Here is a 24,312-nt window from a genome sequence, read left to right on the forward strand (position 1 = left end):
TGAGAAATAACTGCGTTTAGTGGATTTCTCATATCCTTTTTTTATTGGTAGGGAGAATAGTTCTTACTTTAGAAAAAAACGCTTTCAAATTCACCTTTATTTTGTGTTATAATGAGTGTATGTATTACTTAGATAGAAAAGGAGAAAAAATGGACAACAGGGTAATCGTTCATTTTCACAGTATGAACGGTGAATATTCAAAATATAGCATGTGGAGGTGGCTAGATGGCTACTGGGGAAAGGATGCGTTTTTTTCAGGCCAAGATGACTTTGGCTTAATTGGAGAAGTATCATTTCCAGCATCCCGTTTTATTGATTCTGTAAATTTGTTAGTAAAAAGCGGGAACTGGTCTAGTCAAACACATGATTATCATATTCGTCGTTTTTTGGGGGATGCTCCCAATGAGATTTGGTTGGTAGAGGGAGATTCTGAAGTTTACTATTCAAAGCCAGCTGCTTTAACTAGCAGTTGCTTTACTGAACGTGATCACCATGCCTTTGACATGGCCATTCGTAAGAAAGAATTCGACCAAAAATGGGGCTTTCAAGGCTGGTTAGGTCACAAATACCATGCCAAAGAAACAGAATTCCGTTTGTGGGCACCTTTGGCGCATCGTGTTCAGGTCCTCATCTATAGAAAAGATGGAAAACGTCCTCGCATCATTAAAATGAAAAGAGGGACAAGTATCAACAAGGATCACCATCAGTTAAATAATCAGGGTGTGTGGACAGCTAAAATCAAACAAAACTTAGATGGAGTGGCTTACCAATATCGTGTGTATCATGAAGAAAGATTCTACCAAGACACACGAGATCCTTACAGCCTGGCACTTAGCTTAGATAACAAAAAGAGTCTGGTCGTCAATCCAGAACGAATGATTCCAAGGGGCTATCAAAAAGTCACAAAAGCCAATGCCCACTGGCGAACAAAAAATCCTTGTTCTGCAGTCATTTGTGAAATGCATATCCGTGACTTCTCTAAGTCAAAGACTTCAGGGGTCAAAGAAAAATACAGAGGAACCTACCTCGGTGCTTGTCAAGAGGGAACAAAGAATGCTCATGGTGATGTGACTGGATTTGATTACATCAAGGGGATGGGATACAATTACATACAATTGCAACCTGTTTTTGACCACCATAAGACCTATGACGAAAAGGGCAATATTCTATACAACTGGGGATACGATCCTGAAAACTATAATGTTCCCGATCGCCAGTTTGCCGCTGACCAAAAGAATCCTTTAGCCCCTATCTTAGAACTGAAGAATATGATTCAGGCCTATCATAAGGCAGGTATTGGAGTTATTATGGACGTTGTTTATAATCACACCTATTCTTCTTACAGTTCACCCTTCCAATTGTCTGTACCAGCTTATTATTACCGTATGCATGACAATGGTTCGTTTCAAGATGGTTCTGGTTGTGGAAATGAAACAGCGAGTGACAAGGAAATGTTTCGTAAGTATATGATTGATTCCTTGACTTACTGGGTTGAAGAATTTGGTGTTGATGGTTTTCGTTTTGACCTAATGGGATTGCATGATGTTGAAACAATGAATGCTGTCCGCTCAGCCATGGATGCTATTGATTCCCGTATTTTACTCTATGGTGAAGGATGGGATATGGGAATAGGTTTAGCCAGTGAACAAAAGGCTAAGAAGGATAATGCAGCCCTCCTTCCTCGTATAGGTTTCTTTAATGACAATTCACGTGATGCCGTTAAAGGGGCAGAAGTATATGGCCATATCAGTAAAGGTTTTGTTTCAGGTGCTCCAACAGAAGATAAAATTGCTAAGAGTCTCTTGGGAAGTCGTGGCTTTGTCAATTACTTGATGCCAGGACAAGTATTAAATTATATTGAGGCTCATGATAATTATAATCTTAACGATCTCATGAATCACTTACATCCTGAAGATTCTGAAGAAGATATTGAAAATCGTATTTACTTAGCTAATGCTTTAAATCTGAGCATGCAGGGAATGTGCTTCATGCAACTTGGTCAGGAGTTTCAACGGACTAAGATGGTGGGAACTGGACCTGATGGTGCCATTACCAATGAGGATGAACAACGTGCTATGAATAGCTATAATGCGCCAGATGAAGTTAATCAGGTGGACTGGAACCAAGTTACGCTTAAAAAAACTTTGATTTCCAAGGTTGCTAAGTTGATTGAAAGAAAAAAAACAAGTCCTGAATTTTCATACCATAGTTTCGCAGAAATTTATGATAATCTTTTTGTATTTAAAGCGGAGTATGACTCAGGTATTGTGGAATTACATGTTTCTGGTCATCTAAATAAAGCATTTGTTTTTAACAATGTGAAAAAAAGTTTAGATATTTTCTGACAGGGCATAGAAAATATGATATAATTTAGTAAACGCTTACATAGAGGCTTTGATAGCTCACGCATTATCTAGAAAAGTTTTAGTGTAGTAGAATTATCAATTTTCAGGAAGGAGAGATGATATGAAACATGATGAAGCTATGTATACATTTGGAATAGGTGAGAATTTCCATTTACAAAATTATCTAGGTTCACATGAGATAGATGGTAGTGAAGAGGGCTATGTTTTCCGTGTCTGGGCACCCCATGCTGAAAATGTTCAGGTGATTGGTGACTTTACAGGATGGTTTGACGAACCCTTAGACATGGTTAAAAATCATATTGGTGTTTGGGAGGTAACGTCAGACCTCCCAGAAGAAGGTCAGCTTTATAAGTTTTTGGTTAAGCGCAAGGGTGGTCAAGTGGTCGAAAAAATGGATCCTTTTGCCACTTACTTGGAACCTAGACCAGGAACAGGAGCTGTGATTCGTAAAAAAGTTGACAAAAAATGGAAAGATGGCCTTTGGATGGGCCGTCGTAAGCGTTTAGGTTTTCAAAAACGTCCCGTTAATATTTATGAAGTTCACGCCTCTTCTTGGAAGTTAAAAGAAGACGGTCAACCATACACCTTTAAAGAACTCAAAGAAGAGTTGATTCCATACTTGGTTGAGATGAAATACACACATGTTGAGTTTCTTCCTTTGATGGCTCACCCTCTAGGGATGAGTTGGGGTTATCAACTGATGGGGTATTTCGCTTTTGAACACACCTACGGTACACCAGAAGAATTCCAAGATTTCGTTGAAGCTTGTCACCAAAATAACATTGGTGTTCTGGTAGACTGGGTTCCAGGGCATTTCACTCAAAACGATGATGCCTTGGCATACTTTGATGGAACGCCAACATTTGAGTATCAAGATCATGACCGTGCCCACAATTATCGTTGGGGAGCCTTGAATTTTGATTTAGGAAAAAATCAAGTACAGTCTTTCCTTATCTCAAGTGCACTTTATTGGATTGAAAATTATCATATCGATGGTATCCGTGTAGATGCTGTATCTAATATGCTCTATTTGGACTACGATGAAGGTCCATGGCTACCAAATAGGGAAGGTGGAAATCGAAACTTAGAAGGCTATGGCTTCCTACAAAAATTAAACCGAGTCGTTAAAGAACGTCATCCAGGTGTTATGATGATTGCTGAAGAATCAACGGCAGCAACACCAATTACTCAGCCTATTGAAGAAGGTGGTCTAGGCTTCGACTTCAAATGGAACATGGGTTGGATGAATGATATTCTTAAGTTCTACGAAGAAGATCCAGTTTATCGTCAGTATGATTTCAATCTTATGACCTTCAGCTTCATGTACTGTTTCAATGAGCATTATGTCTTACCATTCTCACATGACGAAGTAGTACACGGTAAAAAGAGCATGATGCATAAGATGTGGGGCGATCGCTACAATCAATTTGCCGGCCTACGTAATCTCTATACTTATCAGCTTTGCCACCCAGGTAAAAAGTTGTTGTTCATGGGTTCTGAATTTGGCCAATTCCTAGAATGGAAGTATGACTACCAATTGGAATGGGTGAACCTTGAAGATAAATTGAACCAACAAATGCAAGAATTTACTAGCTTTGCTAATGGTTTCTATAAAGACCATCGAGCATTGTGGCAGATAGATGATTCGTACAGCGGTTTGGAAATCATTGATGCTGATAACCGTGCTGAAAGTGTTCTGTCATTCATTCGTTGGAGCGAAAAGGGTGAGTTCTTGGTATGTGTCTTCAACTTGGCACCAGTAGAGCGTAGAAACTTCACCATTGGATTACCAGTAGCGGGTATCTACCAAGAAGTTCTTAACACTGAAATGGAAGAATTTGGTGGTGTTTGGAAAGAAGGAAATCCTAATACGAAGACGAAAAAATCTAAGTGGAAGGATTATGAAAATACCCTTACCTTCACTTTGCCTGCACTTGGTGCAAGTATCTGGCGTGTGAAACGTCGTCTAAAATAACATTTTTAGTAACGATTTAGTTTTGCTATTATCGTGGAACGTAACAATAGCTTTATATTTATAATTTGTCATACTCAACTTCGTGAAAGAAAAACGTTAATAAGGAGTTTTATCCATCGCCGTCTTTCTCTTCAAACGATTAGAGGCTAAAACTAATTGGAGGAATTTACATGAAAAATGAAATGTTGGCTTTGATTCTTGCCGGTGGGCAAGGAACTCGTCTTGGGAAATTGACCCAAAGCATTGCCAAACCTGCGGTACAATTTGGTGGTCGCTACCGTATCATTGACTTCGGTTTGTCTAACTGTGCCAACTCTGGCATTAACAATGTTGGTGTTATTACTCAGTACCAACCATTGGCTTTGAACAGCCATATTGGTAATGGTTCAAGTTGGGGCTTGGATGGTGTAAATTCTGGTGTTTCAATTCTTCAACCATATTCTGCAAGTGAAGGAAACCGTTGGTTCGAAGGAACTAGCCATGCCATCTACCAAAACATTGATTATATCGACACTATCAATCCTGAGTATGTCCTTATCTTGTCTGGTGACCATATCTACAAAATGGACTATGATGAAATGCTAGAATCACATAAGGATCATAATGCTAGTCTTACGGTAGCTGTATTAGATGTACCACTTAAAGAAGCAAGTCGCTTTGGTATCATGAATACTGATGTAAATAATCGCATTGTAGAATTTGAAGAAAAACCAGAACATCCAAAATCTACGAAAGCATCAATGGGTATTTACATCTTTGACTGGAAACGTCTACGCAACATGTTGGTATCAGCAGAAAAAGGTGGCATTGAAATGTCAGACTTTGGTAAACATGTTATTCCTGCTTACTTGGAAACTGGTGAAAGCGTTTATGCTTATGAATTTTCAGGTTATTGGAAAGATGTCGGTACTATCGAATCCCTTTGGGAAGCAAATATGGAATACATTTCACCAGAAAATGCTTTGGATAGCCGTAACCGCCAATGGAAGATTTACTCACGTAACATGATTGCTCCACCAAACTTCTTTGGTGAACATGCCCATGTTGAGGATTCCCTTGTAGTCGACGGTTCATTAGTTGATGGAACAGTTAAACATTCTGTCCTTTCAACCAATGCTCAAATTCGTGAAGGTGCTGTGGTTGAAGATTCAGTAATCATGAGTGGTGCAGTCATTGCTAAAGGTGCAAAAATAAAACGTGCCATTATCGGTGAAGGAGCACACATTTCTGAAGGCGTTGAAATTGACGGAACAGAAGAAGTGCAAGTCGTAGGATACAATGAAGTAGTGGGGATACCAAAAGATGAAGATTGATAAATATTCAGCAATTCTAGGAAATACCGTAGGGTATCATGACATGGATGGTTTGACGGAACACCGTCCTATTGCCAGCCTACCATTTGGTGGAAAATATCGCCTCATCGACTTCCCTCTCTCTAATTTGGCTAATGCTGGTATTCGTAGCGTCTTTGGTATCTTCCAAAACGAAAACATTAGCTCAGTTTTTGACCACATTCGTTCTGGTCGTGAGTGGGGCTTGTCTACTCTCTTGAGTCACTACTACCTTGGTATTTACAATACTCCTGTTGAAAGCTCAACTGTTGATGAGGAATACTACCGTCAAATTTTGACTTATTTGAAACGTTCAGGATCAGATCAGACTGTAGCACTTAACAGTGATGTATTGGTTAACATTGACCTTAATCAAGTTTTCCACCTTCATAATACTACAGACCAAAAAATTACAGTAGTTTATAAGAAATTACCAAAAGAACAGATTTCATCAGTTAACAGTGTGTTTGAAATCGATGAAACTGATAAGATTATTTCGCATGAACTCTTCCAAGACAATGGTAAAGAAATTTATAACATGTCAACAGATATCTTTGTAGTTGACACTCCTTACCTGATTGAAAAATTGGAAGAAGAAGCTGCTAAAGAAGAACCTCGTAAACTACGCTATGTTCTTCGTGATTTGGCAGCTGCTGAGGGTGGATTCGCCTATGAATACACTGGCTATCTTTCAAATATCCATTCTGTAAAATCTTACTTTGACGCTAACTTGGATATGTTGGATACTCAAAAATTCTATTCACTCTTTGCTCCAAATCAAAAAGTGTATACAAAAGTGAAAAACGAAGAGCCAACTTACTACTCAAATAGTTCTGATGTTAAACGTTCTCAGTTTGCATCTGGTTCTATTGTACGTGGTCATGTTGAAGATTCAGTAGTGTCTCGTAATGTAGGCTTGCAAGAAGGTTCTAGTGTGACGCACTCAGTTGTTTTCCCTCGTGTTGAAATTGGTAAAAATGCAACCGTTAATTACGCTATCATTGATAAAGGCGTAACAGTTGCTGATGGTGTAACCATTCGAGGAACTGAAAACAACCCTGTTGTTATTACAAAAGGAAGCGTTGTAACAGAGGATATTGTACGATGAAAGTTTTATTTGTAGCAGCTGAAGGTGCACCTTTTGCTAAAACAGGTGGTCTTGGTGATGTAATCGGTGCTCTTCCTAAATCATTAGTTAAAGATGGAAATGAAGTTGCCGTTATTCTTCCTTACTACAATATGATTGCCGCAAAATTTGGTGATCAAATGGAAGATTTGGGCTACTTCTACACGAAATTGGGATGGCGTTGGCAATATGTTGGCATGAAGAAAACAACCCATGAAGGCGTTGACTTCTACTTTGTAGATAACGAACAATACTTCAATCGTGGAGCAGTTTATGGTGAATGGGATGACGGCGAACGTTTTGCTTATTTCCAATTGGCTGCCTTGGAGATGATGGAAAAAATTGACTTCGTTCCAGATGTTCTTCATGTGCATGATTACCACACAGGGATGATTCCTTTCTTGCTTAAGGAAAAATATCACTGGATTAAGGCATACAAAGACATCAAGACTGTCTTTACTATTCATAATATTGAATTCCAAGGTCAATTTGATAGTGGCATGTTGGGCGATCTTTTCGGCGTGGGCTATGAACGTTATGAAGATGGAACACTTCGTTGGAACAACTGTCTCAACTGGATGAAAGCTGCTGTGCTTTATGCCGATCGTGTAACAACTGTTTCACCATCATATGCAGAAGAAATTAAAACACCTGAATTTGGTAAAGGCCTAGACCAAATTATGCGTATGGAATCAGGTAAGTTATCTGGTATTGTTAATGGTATCGATACAGACCTCCTTGACCCAGAAACAGATACTCATATTCCTTATCATTTTTCCGTTAAAGATTTGTCTGGTAAGGCCAAAGATAAAGCTGCACTCCAAGAACGTGTTGGATTGCCGGTACGCAAAGATGTACCTTTGATTGGTATGGTTTCACGTTTGACTGACCAAAAAGGATTTGACTTGGTTGTTAATGAATTGCACAACATTTTGCAACATGATGTTCAGGTTGTTCTTTTGGGAACAGGTTATGGCGATTATGAACATTCTTTCTCTTGGTTTGGACAAGCCTATCCTCAAAAAATGTCAGCCAATATCACATTTAACCTTGAATTGGCACAACAAATTTATGCAGGCTGTGATATTTTCCTAATGCCTTCTGCTTTTGAACCATGTGGACTTTCTCAAATGATGTCTATGCGTTATGGTACTTTGCCAGTAGTTAGCGAAGTCGGTGGCTTGCGTGATACGGTTGAACCATACAACGCTGTCACTGGTGAGGGTACAGGTTTCTCATTTGGTAACTTCTCTGGTTACTGGATGGTACAAACCCTTGAAAAAGCGCTTGATCTTTATGAAGATGATCCTAAGGCTTGGAGAAAATTGCAAGATAATGCAATGACTCGTGACTTCTCATGGGATACTGCAAGCTTGGCATATGTTGATTTATATAAGCAATTAGTTTAAAACGATGATAACTTTTCTCAATTTGAGAAAAGTTATTTCGTGTCATGAGAAAGATTACTCACATTTTAACCATGACAGGGAATGTCTTGTAAAGGCGAATGAAGTTCTAGAGCTTCTTCACAAAGTTCATTTTTTGACCTACAAGGATTTGCTCTGTTATGGTATAATCTACATAACTAGTCTGTAGTCTGCTTGAACATACTAGAATACGAAGAGATATTCTCCAAAAATAAGTGATGACATTCTCCTCATATTACTTTGTGATTGGGATGATAGGTCTTATCTAATAACGCCTTTAAAAGGGGCAATGTGATCTTAGTCCTCTCTGCCGTCTATGATTGGTGTTTTATCAGAAAAAGATTTCCCCTTTCGTCTGTGCCATTAATTATGGTAACTCTCGAAATAGGATGTCCTATTTAGGGGATGTCTTGTGATTTACTGCTTTAAATTGCATTTGAGATAATGGCAATTAAGAAAGGATTTCTATGCAACTTGAAAATTTAACTCCAGAACAATTTATTCGTGACTTTAAAGATACACTCCACCAAGAACAACTTATCAAGGTTGCCAAAGCAACACCTACTGAAATTTTTACAGCCTTGGCTGGTTTGATTCGTAAGTATTACACGAACACATGGATTGCACGTAATCATGAACTTTCAGAAAAACAAGAAAAGATTGCTTACTACTTTTCAATTGAGTTTCTTCCAGGTCGTATGTTGGAAACTAACCTTCTTAACCTTGGTATTCTTGATGTTGTTAAAGAAGGTTTTGCGGAACTTGACATTGACTTCCGTGAAGTTGTAGAAGCAGAGCATGACATGGCTCTTGGTAATGGTGGTCTTGGTCGTTTGGCAGCTGCCTTCATGGATTCACTTGCGACTACTGGTTACCCAGGTTTCGGTAATGGTCTTCGTTACCGTTATGGACTCTTTAAACAACGTATCGTTGATGGTTACCAAGTGGAACTGCCAGATGGTTGGTTTGGTTCAACAGGAAATGTTTGGGAAACTCGTAAAGACCATGATATTGTAAATGTTAAACTTTATGGTGATGTTTACCTTGAAGCTAACGAAGAAGGCCGTATTGTTCCAACTTATAAGAACGCTCAAGTTCTTCGTGCGGTTCCTTACGATGTGCCACAAATTGGTTTCCAAAACGACGTCATTAACAACCTTCGTCTTTGGGATGTTGAAATTCCTGAAGAATACGAATTGGACTACAGAACATTGGAAGATCGCCGTCGTGTGAAAAATATCACAGCTATTCTTTATCCAGATGATTCAACTGTCGAAGGAAAAGAATTGCGTTTGGTTCAAGAGTACTTCATGACAAGTGCAGGTCTTCAAACAATCATTAAATCTTATCTCAAGATGGGCTTGCCATTGAAAGATATCCATAAAAAAGTCTCTGTCCATATCAATGATACTCACCCAGCGGTTGCGCCAGCTGAATTTATGCGTCTCCTTCTTGACGAATACGGACTTTCATGGATTGATGCTTGGAATGCCACTGTTAAGACCATGAGTTACACTAACCACACTATTCTTCAAGAAGCCCTTGAAAAATGGGATCAAGAACTCTTCAAACGTGTTCTTCCACGTGTTTACCAAATTATTTTGGAAATCGACAACCGTTATGTGGCTGAAATGGCTGGACGTGGTGTTGCTGCGGATGTTATCGAACGCACACGTATTGTGAAAGACAACCAAGTGCACATGGCTAACCTTTCAATCATTGGTGGTCACTCAGTCAACGGGGTTGCTAAACTTCACACAGAGCTTCTTAAAGAAGATACTCTCCACGATTTCTATACTATTTATCCTGAAAAATTCAATAACAAGACTAATGGTATTGTTCAACGTCGTTGGACACAAATTGCAGCACCAGAACTTTCTGCAGCGATTGATGATGTGATTGGTAACGGTTGGCGTAAAGACATCCATGAGCTTGAAAATCTGACAACTTACTTGGATGATAAAGCAGTCTTGAACCAATTCTATCAAGTTAAGACAGCAGCTAAACAACGTTTGGCAGACTACATCAAGGAAAGTACAGGCATTGAAGTATCTACAGATGCTATCTTCGACGTTCAAGTTAAACGTCTTCACGCTTACAAACGTCAATTGCTTAATCTCCTTCACATTATCAAACTTTACTGGGATCTTAAAGATAATCCAGATAAAGACATGGTACCACGTGTCTTCATCTTTGGTGCTAAAGCTGCTCCTGGATATCACTTCGCTAAATCAGTTATCAAACTTATCAATGAAGTGGCTAACCTTGTCAATAATGATGAAAGCCTCCAAGGCAAACTTAAGGTTGTTTTCCTTGAAAACTACCGTGTAAGCTTGGCTGAAATTATTATCCCAGCAGCTGATGTCTCTGAACAAATCTCATTAGCTTCTAAAGAAGCATCTGGTACATCAAACATGAAATTCATGATGACCGGTGCCATTACTTTGGCAACACTTGACGGTGCCAACATTGAGATCAAAGACGAAGTTGGCGATGAAAATGTTGTCATCTTCGGTATGAACAAAGACGAAGTTTACGAACACTATGCTCGTCACGATTACTATTCTCGTGCAGTTTATGAAAATAATCCTGTCATTCGTCGTGTTGTTGATACTTTTGTCAATGGTACTATTCCAAATGCTCAGTCAGAAGGTACTGAAATCTATGAAGCACTTATCACACATAACGATGAGTACTTCCTCTTGGAAGACTTTGCAGCTTATGTAGAAGCACAAGAGAAAATTGATGCCCTTTATCGTGACCATGACAAGTGGGCACGCATGAGCTTGGCTAATATTGCTAAATCTCATAAGTTTACTTCTGATGATACTATCACAGAATACGCTAAAGAAATTTGGGAATTGAAAAAATAAGCGAAAGCTAATACATCAAAAAAACAACGGCTAGAAATGGTCGTTGTTTTTGATTGCAGACAAAGTATCAGTATATGTAGGTTTCTAGGTTTCATCCTGAAAAAATAACTTTGTATATATTGTGAATAAAACCAATCAAATGACTTTATCAGTCCCTACTAAAAGGAAGCTGAGTTAACAACATGATTATTTCATCAAGAACTTCTTTAAATGAGATACCATTAGTATAACTGTATTTTCTTGCGTAGTTTTGCCATTGTTGGTTTTGGGTTTCATCATTTTTAAATGATTTAAGAAGTTCAATATTTTTATTGTAATTAAATGTGGTACCACGAGATGCAAATGTTCTTTTTATGGCTAATTGGAGCTGTAAGGTGTCAATTTCTTCTCTCTTCAATTTTGAAAGAATATAAATGTCATAAAAGTCTTTGCTACGGCTATTCAAAAAGTTTCTAGAGTATATCGTTTGTAGCTTTTCAGCAATAATGGTCTCAATGAGATAAGCAATGATTGGGAAGTGGTCATCTTCAAAAAGAGATTTATAGTCGTAATGAATAGGGTGTGGCGTTACAATATCCCCTGTTGCGATATCTAAATGAACCATTTGTTTGATGTTTTCTAGCTGGCAAAGAATGCTTGCCCGGTACCCACTGTAAAGGTCACTTTCTTTAATAGAAGCTATAGATTGGAGCGTAAAATTGATACCCTCTATTGGAATCGCAAGAATATCCTTGAGTTGCTTCTCAACATTTTCAAATGATAGTGTGATGTTCTGGAATAGAAAGTCAATATCGACAGTACTACGTGATTCAACGCCAATGACATTCGAGAGAAGAAAGCCTCCTTTAAAGATATAGTTTCTTGAGTATGAACTCTGGCTTAACTTTTTTAAGATCATTTCAAGAAAATAATAGGTCATCACGGAGTTAAAGGTTAAGCCAGTTTGCTTAGAGATTTTGTGGCAGAGTAGGGTTAATGTTGTTTTGTTCACATAAGAACCTCCAGAGTTTGCTTGATATCTTTTATGGCCTGCATTTTAGTAGCATAGTCATAAAGTTTACCTATATTCTTATTCGGATTTTTAGCAAAACTCTGAAGTGTTTTCACAAAAAGTTCTGTATCAATGTGATTTCGGTTAATAATTAAATCGCAAATAGTTCGCTCTAGGTCATAAGCCTGAACGTAGTTTCCCATTGGAGTTTTAATGCGTGTGACCCCAATCTCGATAAAATTCTTAGTTGTCGTATGGATTAGGAGATTGGAAGGAGGGGTGTTAAAGCGATAACCTCTAGGTACAGTTACCTCAAAATATTGAGGAATCTCGTCAGTAACGCCTAATAGATATAATGCAGATGTGTAAGAGTAGATAGCCTTTGAAAATCTATATTGAAAAAAGTAATAGTCGTCATAGTCCCCGTTAGCATCTAGATAAATTCCTTTTTCAACTCGAAAAATAGTTCCTTCCTGTTCTAACCTAGTTAGATAGACAGTGGGTATGCCAAGAGTTTTACAGTCTTTATAAGTAATGATGCCATTATGATGTGCAAGATGGTGCAGCATTCTTTCTTTATTTGACATACTATCCCTCCTTTTGTTGCGTTTATACATCAATTTTATCTTTTTTGTAGTGTAGACGCAACATTTTTCGATGCTAGTTGTTTCTGAAGTCTTCGGAATCTTTTAGTCATCCTTCTTTAAAGTTTGCAACTGTTCGCTAAGATGATATAATGGCCTATAGATAGATGCATCAGAAAAGGGGGAAATGTTATGGCTTTACGTAGCCAATTAATTACCAAGGAGTTTCCAGATTTAGATAGGGTGGAGCGTTTGAATAATGAGGCCTTTCCAGAGGAAGAACGTATTCCTTTGAGTGAGTTCTTACAACTGGATGGTCGTGAGGATTATCATTTCTTTGCCTTTTATGACGAAGATGATTTTATTGGCTTTGCCTCAGTTCTCTATAATGCTAAGGTTTTTTATGTTAGCTTTTTTGCTATTGTTCCTCAAATGAGGAGTCATGGCTATGGTAGTGAAATCATTGATAAATTAGTGGAGTTTTATGGGCCAACACGATCCATGGTTTTAGAGGTGGAGCGTTTGGATGAGCCTAATGATAATCCAGAGCAACGTGCGGCTCGTTGGGATTTCTACAAGCGTAATGGTTTTAAGACGTCAAATGCCTTTCTGGAATATGAGGGCTTGAGTTTTGAGATTCTCTATCGTGGAGATCACTTTGATGAAGAAGCTTACAGAGAGATTTTCCAAAAACTTCAGGAAAATGCTTATTTTGACTTTAAGATTAAACATCGTCACTTGAGTGATTTATAAGGCAGGGAAGCAGGTTAGATACGACCTGCTTTTCATCTATTTTCAGGATTGTCAACCGTTTTCAGTATAATTTGCTGTCCTATGATATAATGGAAGTACTATGAAGAAAGCAATTTTACAGTATTTGGCAAGTGCCTTGGCTGTAATCCTTATACTTGGTCTTGTGGTTTTCGACCGTCGTCGAAACCAATATCTGGTCAAGAGGGTCAAGGACCCAGAAATTTCCTACATTTATCAGGCTTCTTTGGAAAATTTAGACAGACTGGCTCTGAGTCAGGCTGGGGTCATCCAATCTTATCAAATTGATCCGATGTCGGTGCATAAGGAGGATGGAAAGATTCGTCTAGCCCTCCATATCAATCATTCCTATGATAAACAGGTCAATCTTGTCCTAAAGTCGGATGCTTATGGTGATTTGTCAGTAGTTCAAGCGACGCCGTCGGATGCTCTGAAGCTAGCCTTGACAGATGAGGCCTATCAGAAACGCTTGGCTGTGATTTCGCAAAAAGCCGATGCGATTATAGCCCGTGACCACTGGGATCAGGCGATTAAGCCGGCCTATGTGGCTCAGGTAAGAAGTAAAATGAAAAAGACTTCTCTGGACCACTTTGACAACACCTTGAATGACATTGATCAAGAAAGTAAGGAAGTTGGTTCTGATACTTATGCAGCCTTTTTCCAAGCTTCCCAGTTACCTAACCATGACAAGCTTAATTTGGTTATGAACCATATGCAGGTTTATGTGGATAAGTACCAGTTTCTCCAACTTGGGAAGTCGGGTTATAAATTTTCCAAACAACTTGAGCCAACCAGTCCGTTTTATAGCTACTTCCGGGAAGCTATCATGGAAACCTATCAGACGGATCAGGGCTTGGGTGTGGATGAGTTAGGCATCAAGCTCCATCTATTCAGATCTTGGATTGACAAACAGTCTATGGACTATATTAGAACCAACTACAAGGGCAAGACGGATTTGGATAAGCTTTTGGCCTATAGCAAGGACAAGAAGATTAATCTGGATTACACCACAGGTGCTTCCTTCCATAATCGAACTTTAGGTGATTTCACCTATCCGCATAATATGAAAATTCAGTTGCCTCAGACCAGCATTATGGGGCCCTACGGTGTTAGTAATGCCCGTTTTATTGAATTCATTGTCAATATGGATACAGGAAAATTTGTATCCGAATGGAATGTTTACAAGAAAAAGAAAGATGGTAGCATCGACTCTAATCCTAAGCATTATAAGATAGAGGATGGGGCTGATATTGCCGATACAGACTCGGCTAACTATGGTCTGTCTAAGGGACTCAATGCCGATTTACCGGCTTACCTCAATAACAGCCACACTTATCTGGATGTTCATCATCCTGCTGATAATGCCATCAGACGGAAAATGGTTAAGAAGTGGAAAAATCCGAGGAATGTGCTAAACGGTGGAAACTATGCCGATATTGTTAAAAAAGGAGGCTTGAAAGATCTTGAAACATGGAGACACGTTAAAGCTGAAGACCGCCTTCAGGTCTACAATGCCTATCTGGATCATATTCGCTCTACTTTTGTGCTTGATGGTTTTGACAGCTTTTACCAAGAAACCTACAAGTTCCAAGGTCAAGGAAGAAGCCAAGCAAACGGAAACCCTTGATAAGGCTCTCGTATCTAAAAATTTCTATCGGGTCAGAGATGCCTACGCCATCAAACTTTATGGACAGGATGAGGGAATGTCCTTTGATGTGGCTAATCAAAAACTCTTTGGATCAAACATTGCCATTAAGGATGGTATCTTGTATGGGTCTAGTCTTGGTGATTTGACGATCGAGGATTATTTCCAAGGGGAGTTGTCCTACCTCTTAGGGGCGACTCAAAAGCTCCCTGTGGATAAGGCTCGCATTAAAGCCGACCACTATAGACAGGATATCCGGTTGAATCGGGTTTGGTCTGATCTTAAGGATCAAGAAACTTCCAACAGTATTATTTCGCAGTTTCAGGACAAGACTTTACTCAAGTTGCGTATTAGTTATAACAAGGATTTCCTTCCTACTAAGATTCAAGGCTTTTACAATAGTCCAAAGCTTAACGGCTGGCAAGACTTATTTTACATTGACTACCCCTATGCCAATCAGGCGGCTTTTGAACAGGCTCAAGGTGTCTATATCCAAAATATTCAGTACTTGGAAGCTCATCCCAAAGAGGAGACAGGTGACTAGTACTTGCATAGAAAAAGCGCCTTTATCACATGTTGATAAAGGTGCTTTGCTTTATGACATTTTAGTTTTGATGTTTAAGGGCTACTAATTCTGGGAAAAGCTTGTCCAGAATTTTTGGAGTGATAGCTTGACCAGGACCTTCAGCACAGTAGGTGTGCATATACATAGAAGGGTTAAAGTTAAGCTCAATGCAGGTGCAATGAGGATTTTCCTTGCTGGCAATTTGGGTTTCATCTGGAATGATCAGGTCAACCCCACAAGCCCAGGCTCCCATGCTAGTTGCCATAGCTGCGGCCAATTCTTGGTAAGAGGAATCCATAGTCTCAGTGACATCAATAGAGTCCCCACCTGTAGAGATGTTAGAGTTACGGCGTAGGTTAACCTTCTCTCCATCAGGAAGGATATCGTCAGGTGTGTAGCCTTGTTGGGCCAACATTAGTTGTTCGATGTCCCCTAAGGCAATGATTTCAAGCGGTGAACGGTGGTCGTGACCACGCAATGGATTGGCATTTTTATGAGCAACCAATTCACGGATAGTGTGTTTGCCATCCCCAACGACATTTGCAGCAACACGAAGGAGGACAGCTTCACAATGCCCGTCCAAGATGAAGAAACGGTATTCAGTACCCGGGATAAATTCTTCAACCAGGACTGCGGTATCTTCTGCGAAGGCAATTTCAAGGGCTTTTTGATAGTTTTCAAGACTGGCAGGTTCTTGGAAAATGGAGATTCCCAAACCAAAGTTGGTTGATTTGGGTTTGACAACGATTTGTTTGTTCTTGATTAGAGGGTAATAGGCAAGCCCTTGCTCAAGGCTGGTAAATTCGTCACCAGCAGGAACTGGAAAGCCAGCATCTGCCAGAATCTTCTTAGTCACAGTTTTATTGGCCATGGCAAGAGGGACCACGTAGTTGTCTTTTGAAGTCATATTACCGTTCTTGACGTATTCGACATGGTCTTTGTGCCAGAGTTTGAGGAATTGGTCCTGTTCATCCAAAATGTCGAAATTGATTCCCTTTTGGATAGCATCAAAAAGCAACATCTGTGTAGAGAGCTCCATCTCTTCGTAGCCCTTGAGGGCATAATGAGCGGTCCAATCATAGTCCTGATAGGCCAGCGCCTTGTTCAAAGCAAAGTCAGCTAGGGACTTGTCTTTGATATAAGGTAAGAGTTGAGCAGAGAGCGTCTGTTTTGGATCCGCAAAGGTTGCCTTGACTTGCTTAACCAAATCTTGATGATAGTCACCAAGTCCAAAGTGTTGAACCAATTGGTCTAGGGCTTTAATAATATCCTTAGTTTCGGTCATAGCTTGATCAGGTAGTGGTTCTAGCGGATGAGAAAGAGCAATTTTCTCATTTAGAGCGTGACCTTGAGCTAGAACTTGATCGACATTTTCAGGGCTATCAAGCCAAAGAAAGGCTAAAATGAGCAAGTGTACAGTGTCCATAGTAGTCTGGCTAATACCGATACGCTCAAAGGGATTGAGGTCGAAATTACGGAATTCCAGATAGGTGATTCCCTTGTCCAGGAAGGAACGATTAGCCTTTTGGCCACGGAAACGAACAGCTGAATAAAATTCCTTCTCGGCAATCAAATCACCATTGGCAATATAGGTTTCGATGTCGGAGACGTAGTCCTCAAGATTATCAAAGGATACTTGGATTTCTTCCTTATTGACATAGCCGTGGTCACTGTTACGGAAGGAACGCACAGGTTCTGGAACTTCCTGGTCGAAGAAGCCTTGCTCAGCAATAGGTGCAGCCCCAAAGAGATAGGTAATCACCCAACGGTAGCGCAAGTAGTTTTGAGCCAACTTAAGATAGAGGGCATTCTTGAAGGCAATCATATCGGTCTGATCACTTTCTTGGAACAAGGCCTCAACCAAATCTTTACCCAGTTCCATATTATAGTGGATACCTGAGATAGCTTGTAGTTTAGTTCCGTATTTTTCAGCCAAGTAGTTGCGATAATGGCGTTCGAATTCATTTTCCAGTTGGGCAACTTGAATCTCTTGAGCTTTGATGCGAGGTGGCATAGAGAGGGGCCAGAGAACCTCGTCTTGAGAAATAGAACGTCCGGTCACATCGGTAATAGCTCCTAGAAGACGACGGGCCTCAGTGGTGGATTTGGCAACTGGCGTAATGAGCTCCATCTGAAACTCACAAAAGTCAGTCTGAATATAGGGGTGGAAACTACGAGCTCCCAGACAGGATGGGTGAGGCGTTTGCGCCAGCTGTCCTTGCCTATCGACACGCAGACTCTCACGCTCGATTCCAAAGTTCGCTTGGAGAATGGGGCTGGTAGACTCCAGCTTTTGAAGCAGTTGGTTTATAGTCATAGAATCACCTTTTCATCTAATGTTAGTGATAGTCTATTATAAATAGGAAAATAAAACAACTTTCCGCTACGGTTAAGGGGAATTTCCGAATATTGTAGATAAGTTTGTGAAAAATGAACAGGTTTTGGGCGGAAAAATGAGGAAATCAGAACAAATCCTAGTCATATAGTATTTTACTTGCAATTTAAGTCACATTAACCTATACTATAAGTAACATCTATATTAAAATGAAGTCTCCCTAGGGCCCATCCCTCAGGGGCTTTTATATGCCCTCAAAAGTGGATAACTGTTCTTTTATAGATAAAATATGAGCATTTAGACTGTTCTTATGAAACTTTGCTCTGCATAGAGCAGGCGATATTTTTCGCCGTGGCAATAGTTGTCTAGATCTGCTCAGTCTTGTTTAGAGCAGAGTAAGATGCTAACAGTTCGCTCTGCTTAGGAGAGATGCTTTCGCCGTGATGATATTCCTATAACTGCAGAAGCAGTTATAGGAAGCGGAGTTATCGAGACTTTGGCTCGATAACTAGTCATGGAACGACTGTGTCGGTCGCTGACGTCCGCCATCACTTAAGAAAGCATCAAAAAAGTAAAAATATCAAAAGAAAAAGAATAAAAAACGGAGGTAACTATGTTTCAAACCCTGATCGCCCAGATAAAGGAATACAAGAAACCCTCAATCCTAGCGTCCCTTTTCATGATGCTAGAGGTCATGTTTGAGATTTCCATTCCCTTTGTCATGGCTAATCTTTTGGACAAAGGTGTCCAGCAGTCCAACATGTCTAACATCTGGTTCTATGGTGGCCTCATGTTAGTCTGCGCCTTTCTATCCCTATTCTGCGGTATGCAGTCGGCTCGCTATGCGGCCTTTGCCTCTGCTGGATTTGCCAAGAATCTACGTCAGGCCATTTTCAGAAAGGTTCAAAGTTTCTCCTTTGAAAATATCGATAAGTTCTCAGCTGGTGGTCTGGTAACTCGTATGATGACTGATGTTACCAACGTTCAGAACTCTTATCAAATGATTATCCGCATCTGTGTGCGTGCCCCACTCAATCTGATTTTTGCCATTACTGCTAGTTTCCTTATCAACGGTCAGATGGCTTGGATTTTCGTTGGCGTAACGCTCTTCCTTGGTGTGATTCTAGCGCTTATTACCAAGATTGTATATCCTCTCTTTACTCAAGTATTTGAGGCTTATGACAATCTTAACAACAGTATCAAGGAAAATATCACCAACATGCGTGTGGTGAAATCCTATGTTAAGGAGCAGGAAGAGACTGATAAATTCAAGAGGGCCTCACGTCGCATTTATCAAATGTTTATGCGTGCTATTCGTGTGGTTGTCATGTCTAACCCAGCCATGATGTTGTCAATGTATGCGTCCTTCCTCATGATTTCTTGGTTTGGTGCCCACCTTATCGTTGTCGGTAACCTATCTACAGGTGAATTAACCTCTATGTTCAGCTACACCATGACTATCCTCATCTCACTCATGATGTTTATGATGATCTTTGTCATATTGTCCATTTCTATGGCTTCTGTGGAACGTATTAATGACGTCCTCAGTACTGAAGCGACTATCCTTTCACCTGAAAATGGTTTAACAGAAGTTGCAGATGGTTCTATCAGCTTTGATCATGTGGATTTCTCATACACGGATGAAAATGGTGACAAGACCCATGTCCTCAAAGATATTACGCTGGATATTAAGTCTGGTGAAGTTATCGGTATTCTTGGTGGAACGGGTTCAGGAAAATCTAGTCTGGTTCAGCTGATTCCTCGTCTCTATGATGTGGAAGCTGGTCAAGTCAAGGTTGCCGGGCACAATGTTAAGGACTATGATTTGGATAGCTTGCGTAAGCAAGTAGCCATGGTGCTTCAAACCAACGTTCTTTTCTCAGGAACCATTAAGGAAAATATGAGCTGGGGGAATAAACAGGCAACAGATGAAGAAATCATACAAGCTTGTAAGATTGCCCAAGCTGATGAATTTATCCAAGAGTTTAAGGATGGCTATGACACTATGATTGAACGTGGTGGCGCCAATGTCTCAGGGGGACAACGTCAACGTCTTTGTATTGCACGTGCTCTCCTCATGAATCCGAAAATCTTGATTCTGGATGATTCGACATCGGCAGTTGATACCAAGACAGATAGTTTGATTCGTCAAGGTTTAGCTTCAAGTCTTAAGGACACGACTAAAATCATCATCGGCCAACGGATTTCATCTATCCAAGATGCAGACCGTATCATCGTCATGAATGATGGCCGTATCGATGCCATTGGTAGTCACGACGACTTGGTGGCTAATAATGCCATTTATCGTGACGTTTACAAGATGCAAACACAAGGGAAAGGAGTAGCAGATGCAGAATAAGAAAAAAGCCAGCTGGGGCTCACTAGCACGACTGCTACGCTTTTTGTGGCAAGACTACAAGCTTTCACTTTCTATCTCCTTTGTCCTTATCGTTGTAGCTTCTTTGGCAACGGTTAATTTGACGGCTTCAATTCAGTCCTTGGTGGACGTTTACGTTCAACCCATGGTCAAGTCTGGTAGTCATAATTTTGGGCCACTGTTACGTTTCTTGACATCAGTTGGGGTCTTTTGTCTTATCGGTGTGGTTGCCAACTATGTGGCTTCCCTCCTCATGGCGACGATTTCACAAGATTCCTTACGTTCCCTTCGTAATCAGCTTTTTGCTCGTATGCAAAAGCTCCCTATTCGTTACTTTGACACTCATAAACACGGAGACATCATGTCCATCTATACCAATGACATCGATGCCCTCCGTCAGGCCATTGAGCAATCCATTCCCCAACTCTTGCAAACGGCCATTACCCTTATTGGTGTGACAGTAACCATGCTTACCGTGAGTCCACTTCTCTTTATCGTGGTCCTAATCATGGTAGGCATCATGTTTATGGTTATTAAAAATGTATCCGCTAAATCAGGCCGTTACTTCGGTGAGCAACAAAAGAATCTAGGAATTGAAAATGGCTTTATCGAAGAAATGATGTCAGGTCAAAAGGTAGTCAAGGCCTTCGTCCACGAAGAAGAAAGCATGGCTGACTTTGACAAGATTAATGAAGAACTCTTCCAATCCTCATACTTGGCCAATCGCTATGCCAATGTTCTCATGCCAATCCTTGGGAACTTAGGAAATGTATCCTTTGTCTTGACTGCCTTGGTCGGTGGGGTCTTTGCCCTCAATGGTGTGGGTGGCTTGACTATCGGTGGTCTCATGGCCTTCCTACAATTGAACCGTTCCTTCAACGGCCCTATTACTCAGGTGTCTCAACAACTGAACTTTGTCCTTATGGCGCTTGCCGGTGCCGACCGTATCTTTGACCTTCTGGATGAAGCAGAAGAAGTGGATCAAGGTAAGGCCACTTTGGTTAATTACGAATTGGTAGACGGTCAAATGGTTGTGACAGACAAGAAAACTAACCATTGGGCTTGGAAGCACCCACGTCCAAATGGCGACTACGAGTTGGTCGAGTTGGTCGGGAATGTGGTCTTCCAAGATGTTGATTTCTCTTACGATGGTAAGAAACAAATCCTTCATGACGTTAATCTCTATGCAGACAAGGGGCAAAAGGTTGCCTTTGTCGGTGCGACGGGTGCAGGTAAGACGACGATTACAAACTTGATTAACCGTTTTTACGATATTCAATCTGGTGTGATTACTTATGATGGCATCGATGTGAAGCTGATTGAAAAAGACTCTCTTCGTCGATCACTTGGTATCGTACTTCAGGATACCCATCTCTTTACAGGCACCATTGCTGAAAATATTGCCTACGGCCGTGCGGATGCGACTCGTGAAGAAATTCTTGAAGCTGCTCGTATTGCTAACGTGGATTCCTTTGTGCAACATTTGGACAATGGTTACGACACTGTTCTCACAGATGATGGCGCAGGCTTGTCTAACGGACAACGTCAGCTGATTGCCATTGCGCGTGCTGCCCTTGCCAATGCACCGGTCCTCATCCTTGATGAAGCGACATCCTCTATTGACTCTCGTACCGAAAAAATGGTACAAGAGGGGATGGACCGACTTATGGAAGGACGTACGGTCTTTGTTATCGCCCACCGTCTTTCGACCATCGTTAACTCTGACGTTATCATGGTTATGGATCACGGACGTATTATTGAACGTGGTGACCATGACAGCCTTATGGAACAAGGTGGTACTTACTACCGACTTTATACTGGTGGTCTTGAAATTGATTAATATTAAAAGAACTCAGGTTTTGCCTGAGTTTTTTTGTATATGAAGAAAAGGTTTCTTTTGAGATTTTCTTGTAAAAACGATAGATTTGATATCTTAAATCTCAACTTCTTCTAAACCGTGTGCGTCTAGGCGATATATCTTTTGGCAAACTTGTTTGAGATAGTTGACATCATGTGATACTGTAAGAATTGCACCTGGATAGTTCTCGAAGAGCTGTCGAACTTGGGGTTGTGAGGTGGGTGAAAAATTTCTGGTTGGTTCATCTAAGATCAGGAGTTGAGGGCTTGCTAAGACGATGTGCAGTAGGAGTAGTTTTCCTTTTTGGCCACCAGATAGGTCTGCAATTGCATGGTTCATTTCATCATGACTGAAGTTGAGGTTGGCGAGATGGGAGCTTATGATTTCTTTCTCAGTTTTGTCGCCAGTCTTACATAAAAACGCTATCGGCGACAAATCATTTCGCAAGATAAAATCGTAATCTTGGGGTATGTAGCCGATAGTCAGGTCTGTTTTCTTGCTAAGTTCTTGGTAGAGATAATTTAAGAGAGTGGATTTACCACAGCCATTATCTCCAATAATACCAACTTTTTCCTGTCCTTTCAAAGAAAATTTTAGATGTTCAATGGTTAGGTGATGAGCGATGTTTAGCTGGTTTTCATTCAGATTTAGAAGATATTTTCCCTGAGGTAGCGGATTAATATGAGAAAAGAAAAGATCAATGCTGTCTTCTTTATCAGGCATCTGTGTCATGTCTTGGGCAAGGCGGTCGTAGCGTTTTTCTTGTGAGAGGATTGTTTTCATCTTTTTAGCAACCAATCGTCCTTGCGTGCTATCATGCGTATTGCGTAGGGTGGTTTGGACATTTTGTTTGATACGGCGATGCTTGGCCATGGCTTTGTCATAGGCTTTTTTCTCGGTTTTCGCTTGCTGCATCTGTTGCTGGAAAGCATCGGAACGTCGTTGACTATAGTTATCATAGTCGAGGTGTTCCACACTGGTCCTGGCCTGTCGACGACGTTTAAGGAGTTCCAGATGGATAATGGTATCAGCTGTCTGACTGAGCAAATCCTCGTCGTGAGAGATATAAATAATTGTTTTATCAGAATACTTGATAAAGTCTTTTAACCAAGTGATGGTAGTTAAATCCATATCGTTTGAGGGCTCATCAAGAAAAATGATGTCGTGGGGTCGAGCTAATTCTCGGATGAGTTGAATTTTGAGTTTCTCACCACCAGACAGAGTGGAGATAAGCTGATTACTAGCAAAACGCTCACTATCAAAATAGAGCTCATCAGCCAAACGATAGAGGGTGGCGTAGTCTAAGTCATAACTGTCCGCAAAAAAGTAGTCGTTAAGGGTTAGGGCTTGCAAGTTTTCCGAAATTTGCTGGGGAATATAGACCTGAGGGCTATCTGGTTTAGTAATAGTTCCCTCGTAAGACAGGTGGTCAAAATGTGCATTAGAATTGACAAGAAGGGCAAGGAGACTTGACTTTCCATTACCTTCCTCCCCAATGATGGCGACTTTTTCGCCTGTAGCTATATTTACATTTAAATCATGGACTAGTTTACGCAAATCTTTGGTATGCGTAATGGTTAGGTGTTGAATCTGTATCATAGGACCTCCTAAGCAGTGGGTTAGTGGACATTATTTCATGGGAAATACGATTTTCACTTCAAACAATATCAAAGATCAAAAAAACAGTCCTACCTTATAGGATAGAACCGTTTTGAGTCTAGCTAAAAAGCTCTCTAGGAGATAGTGATGGTATAGATGCAAAAAAACGCAGATACCACCAATAAGTTTTCTACAGAAAAAGAGCGCAAAAAAGACATGAAAACAATCTATCAAATAAAGCAGGTTTATTGTGAATAGACTTAGTTGTTCATGTCTCCATTTACCTCCGAATGTTACTTGTCTTGATTGTACGCTGTCTGATTGCTTTTGTCAAATGAAAGTAAAAATCTGGCTGAGTTATACTTCCAAATAAAGTCACCAACGAAGCTTGGGTTAATACCTTGTTGCACTGGATGGTGCCAGTGGGGCAAGATGCCTATGAGTTACCGGTTAGTGCCTTTAAACCGACTAATGAGGAAGGTAAAGTCA

General features: G+C 40.3%; 15 protein-coding genes. 11 read left to right on the top strand and 4 right to left on the bottom strand.

Going from position 1 to position 24,312, the window contains the following annotated elements:
- The first annotated feature begins 149 nt into the window (after positions 1 to 149).
- The 6 genes from pulA to QRD39_RS02530 all read left to right on the top strand — a co-directional run bounded on the left by pulA (position 150) and on the right by QRD39_RS02530 (position 11,098).
- Positions 150 to 2,345: a type I pullulanase gene (gene pulA / locus QRD39_RS02505; protein WP_285955541.1), complete on the top strand. Its 2,196-nt coding sequence runs from the start codon at positions 150 to 152 to the stop codon at positions 2,343 to 2,345.
- A 121-nt stretch (positions 2,346 to 2,466) separates the two neighbouring features.
- Entirely contained in the window at positions 2,467 to 4,341 is a 1,875-nt protein-coding gene (gene glgB, locus QRD39_RS02510) for a 1,4-alpha-glucan branching protein GlgB (protein ID WP_002889364.1), read from the top strand.
- Positions 4,342 to 4,511: 170 nt separating this feature from the next.
- Entirely contained in the window at positions 4,512 to 5,654 is a 1,143-nt protein-coding gene (locus QRD39_RS02515; RefSeq protein ID WP_285955542.1) for a glucose-1-phosphate adenylyltransferase, read from the top strand.
- A complete protein-coding gene (glgD, locus tag QRD39_RS02520) occupies positions 5,644 to 6,780 on the top strand; it encodes a glucose-1-phosphate adenylyltransferase subunit GlgD (RefSeq protein WP_285955543.1) in 1,137 nt (378 codons plus the stop codon). Before QRD39_RS02515 ends, glgD begins: the two co-directional genes overlap by 11 nt.
- Complete coding sequence (gene glgA, locus QRD39_RS02525; RefSeq protein WP_285955544.1) at positions 6,777 to 8,207, top strand: glycogen synthase GlgA; 1,431 nt, start codon at positions 6,777 to 6,779, stop codon at positions 8,205 to 8,207. Before glgD ends, glgA begins: the two co-directional genes overlap by 4 nt.
- Before the next feature lie 485 nt (positions 8,208 to 8,692).
- Positions 8,693 to 11,098 (top strand): glycogen/starch/alpha-glucan phosphorylase, encoded by a 2,406-nt coding sequence (locus tag QRD39_RS02530; protein WP_285955545.1) that lies wholly within the window; start codon positions 8,693 to 8,695, stop codon positions 11,096 to 11,098.
- Positions 11,099 to 11,246: 148 nt separating this feature from the next.
- Here the strand turns inward: QRD39_RS02530 and QRD39_RS02535 are convergent, their stop codons facing one another.
- The gene (locus QRD39_RS02535; protein WP_285955546.1) at positions 11,247 to 12,089 is read right to left on the bottom strand and encodes a nucleotidyl transferase AbiEii/AbiGii toxin family protein; all 843 of its coding nucleotides are present in this window, start codon (positions 12,087 to 12,089) and stop codon (positions 11,247 to 11,249) included.
- Positions 12,086 to 12,676 carry a type IV toxin-antitoxin system AbiEi family antitoxin domain-containing protein gene (locus QRD39_RS02540; protein ID WP_021146178.1) on the bottom strand — a complete coding sequence of 197 codons (591 nt, stop codon included), beginning with the start codon at positions 12,674 to 12,676 and terminating at the stop codon, positions 12,086 to 12,088. The genes QRD39_RS02535 and QRD39_RS02540 overlap by 4 nt, the downstream gene beginning before the upstream one ends.
- A 189-nt stretch (positions 12,677 to 12,865) precedes the next feature.
- On the opposite strand from QRD39_RS02540, the gene QRD39_RS02545 reads away from it, so the two are divergent.
- The 3 genes from QRD39_RS02545 to QRD39_RS02555 all read left to right on the top strand — a co-directional run bounded on the left by QRD39_RS02545 (position 12,866) and on the right by QRD39_RS02555 (position 15,633).
- Positions 12,866 to 13,426 (top strand): GNAT family N-acetyltransferase, encoded by a 561-nt coding sequence (locus tag QRD39_RS02545; RefSeq protein ID WP_143567981.1) that lies wholly within the window; start codon positions 12,866 to 12,868, stop codon positions 13,424 to 13,426.
- Positions 13,427 to 13,526: 100 nt separating this feature from the next.
- On the top strand, positions 13,527 to 15,071 hold the full coding sequence (locus QRD39_RS02550) for a DUF1310 family protein (RefSeq protein WP_285955547.1): 1,545 nt from the start codon (positions 13,527 to 13,529) through the stop codon (positions 15,069 to 15,071).
- Positions 14,995 to 15,633 carry a hypothetical protein gene (locus QRD39_RS02555; protein WP_285955548.1) on the top strand — a complete coding sequence of 213 codons (639 nt, stop codon included), beginning with the start codon at positions 14,995 to 14,997 and terminating at the stop codon, positions 15,631 to 15,633. Before QRD39_RS02550 ends, QRD39_RS02555 begins: the two co-directional genes overlap by 77 nt.
- A gap of 61 nt (positions 15,634 to 15,694) precedes the next feature.
- Here QRD39_RS02555 and gshAB read toward each other — a convergent pair whose 3' ends face one another.
- Positions 15,695 to 17,971, bottom strand: coding sequence for a bifunctional glutamate--cysteine ligase GshA/glutathione synthetase GshB (gene gshAB / locus QRD39_RS02560; RefSeq protein ID WP_285955549.1), 2,277 nt, complete (start codon positions 17,969 to 17,971; stop codon positions 15,695 to 15,697).
- 631 nt (positions 17,972 to 18,602) lie between these two features.
- Between gshAB and QRD39_RS02565 the strand changes: the two genes are divergently transcribed.
- Together QRD39_RS02565 and QRD39_RS02570 are read left to right on the top strand one after the other, a co-directional pair.
- On the top strand, positions 18,603 to 20,348 hold the full coding sequence (locus QRD39_RS02565; protein WP_285955550.1) for an ABC transporter ATP-binding protein: 1,746 nt from the start codon (positions 18,603 to 18,605) through the stop codon (positions 20,346 to 20,348).
- Positions 20,338 to 22,206, top strand: a complete 1,869-nt coding sequence (locus tag QRD39_RS02570) for an ABC transporter ATP-binding protein (RefSeq protein ID WP_285955551.1) — start codon at positions 20,338 to 20,340, stop codon at positions 22,204 to 22,206. Before QRD39_RS02565 ends, QRD39_RS02570 begins: the two co-directional genes overlap by 11 nt.
- A gap of 93 nt (positions 22,207 to 22,299) precedes the next feature.
- Here the strand turns inward: QRD39_RS02570 and QRD39_RS02575 are convergent, their stop codons facing one another.
- Positions 22,300 to 23,823 carry an ATP-binding cassette domain-containing protein gene (locus QRD39_RS02575; RefSeq protein WP_285955552.1) on the bottom strand — a complete coding sequence of 508 codons (1,524 nt, stop codon included), beginning with the start codon at positions 23,821 to 23,823 and terminating at the stop codon, positions 22,300 to 22,302.
- Positions 23,824 to 24,312 lie beyond the last annotated feature (489 nt).

Source organism: Streptococcus raffinosi (genome assembly GCF_030284685.1).
In the GTDB taxonomy this organism is placed as follows: domain Bacteria; phylum Bacillota; class Bacilli; order Lactobacillales; family Streptococcaceae; genus Streptococcus; species Streptococcus raffinosi.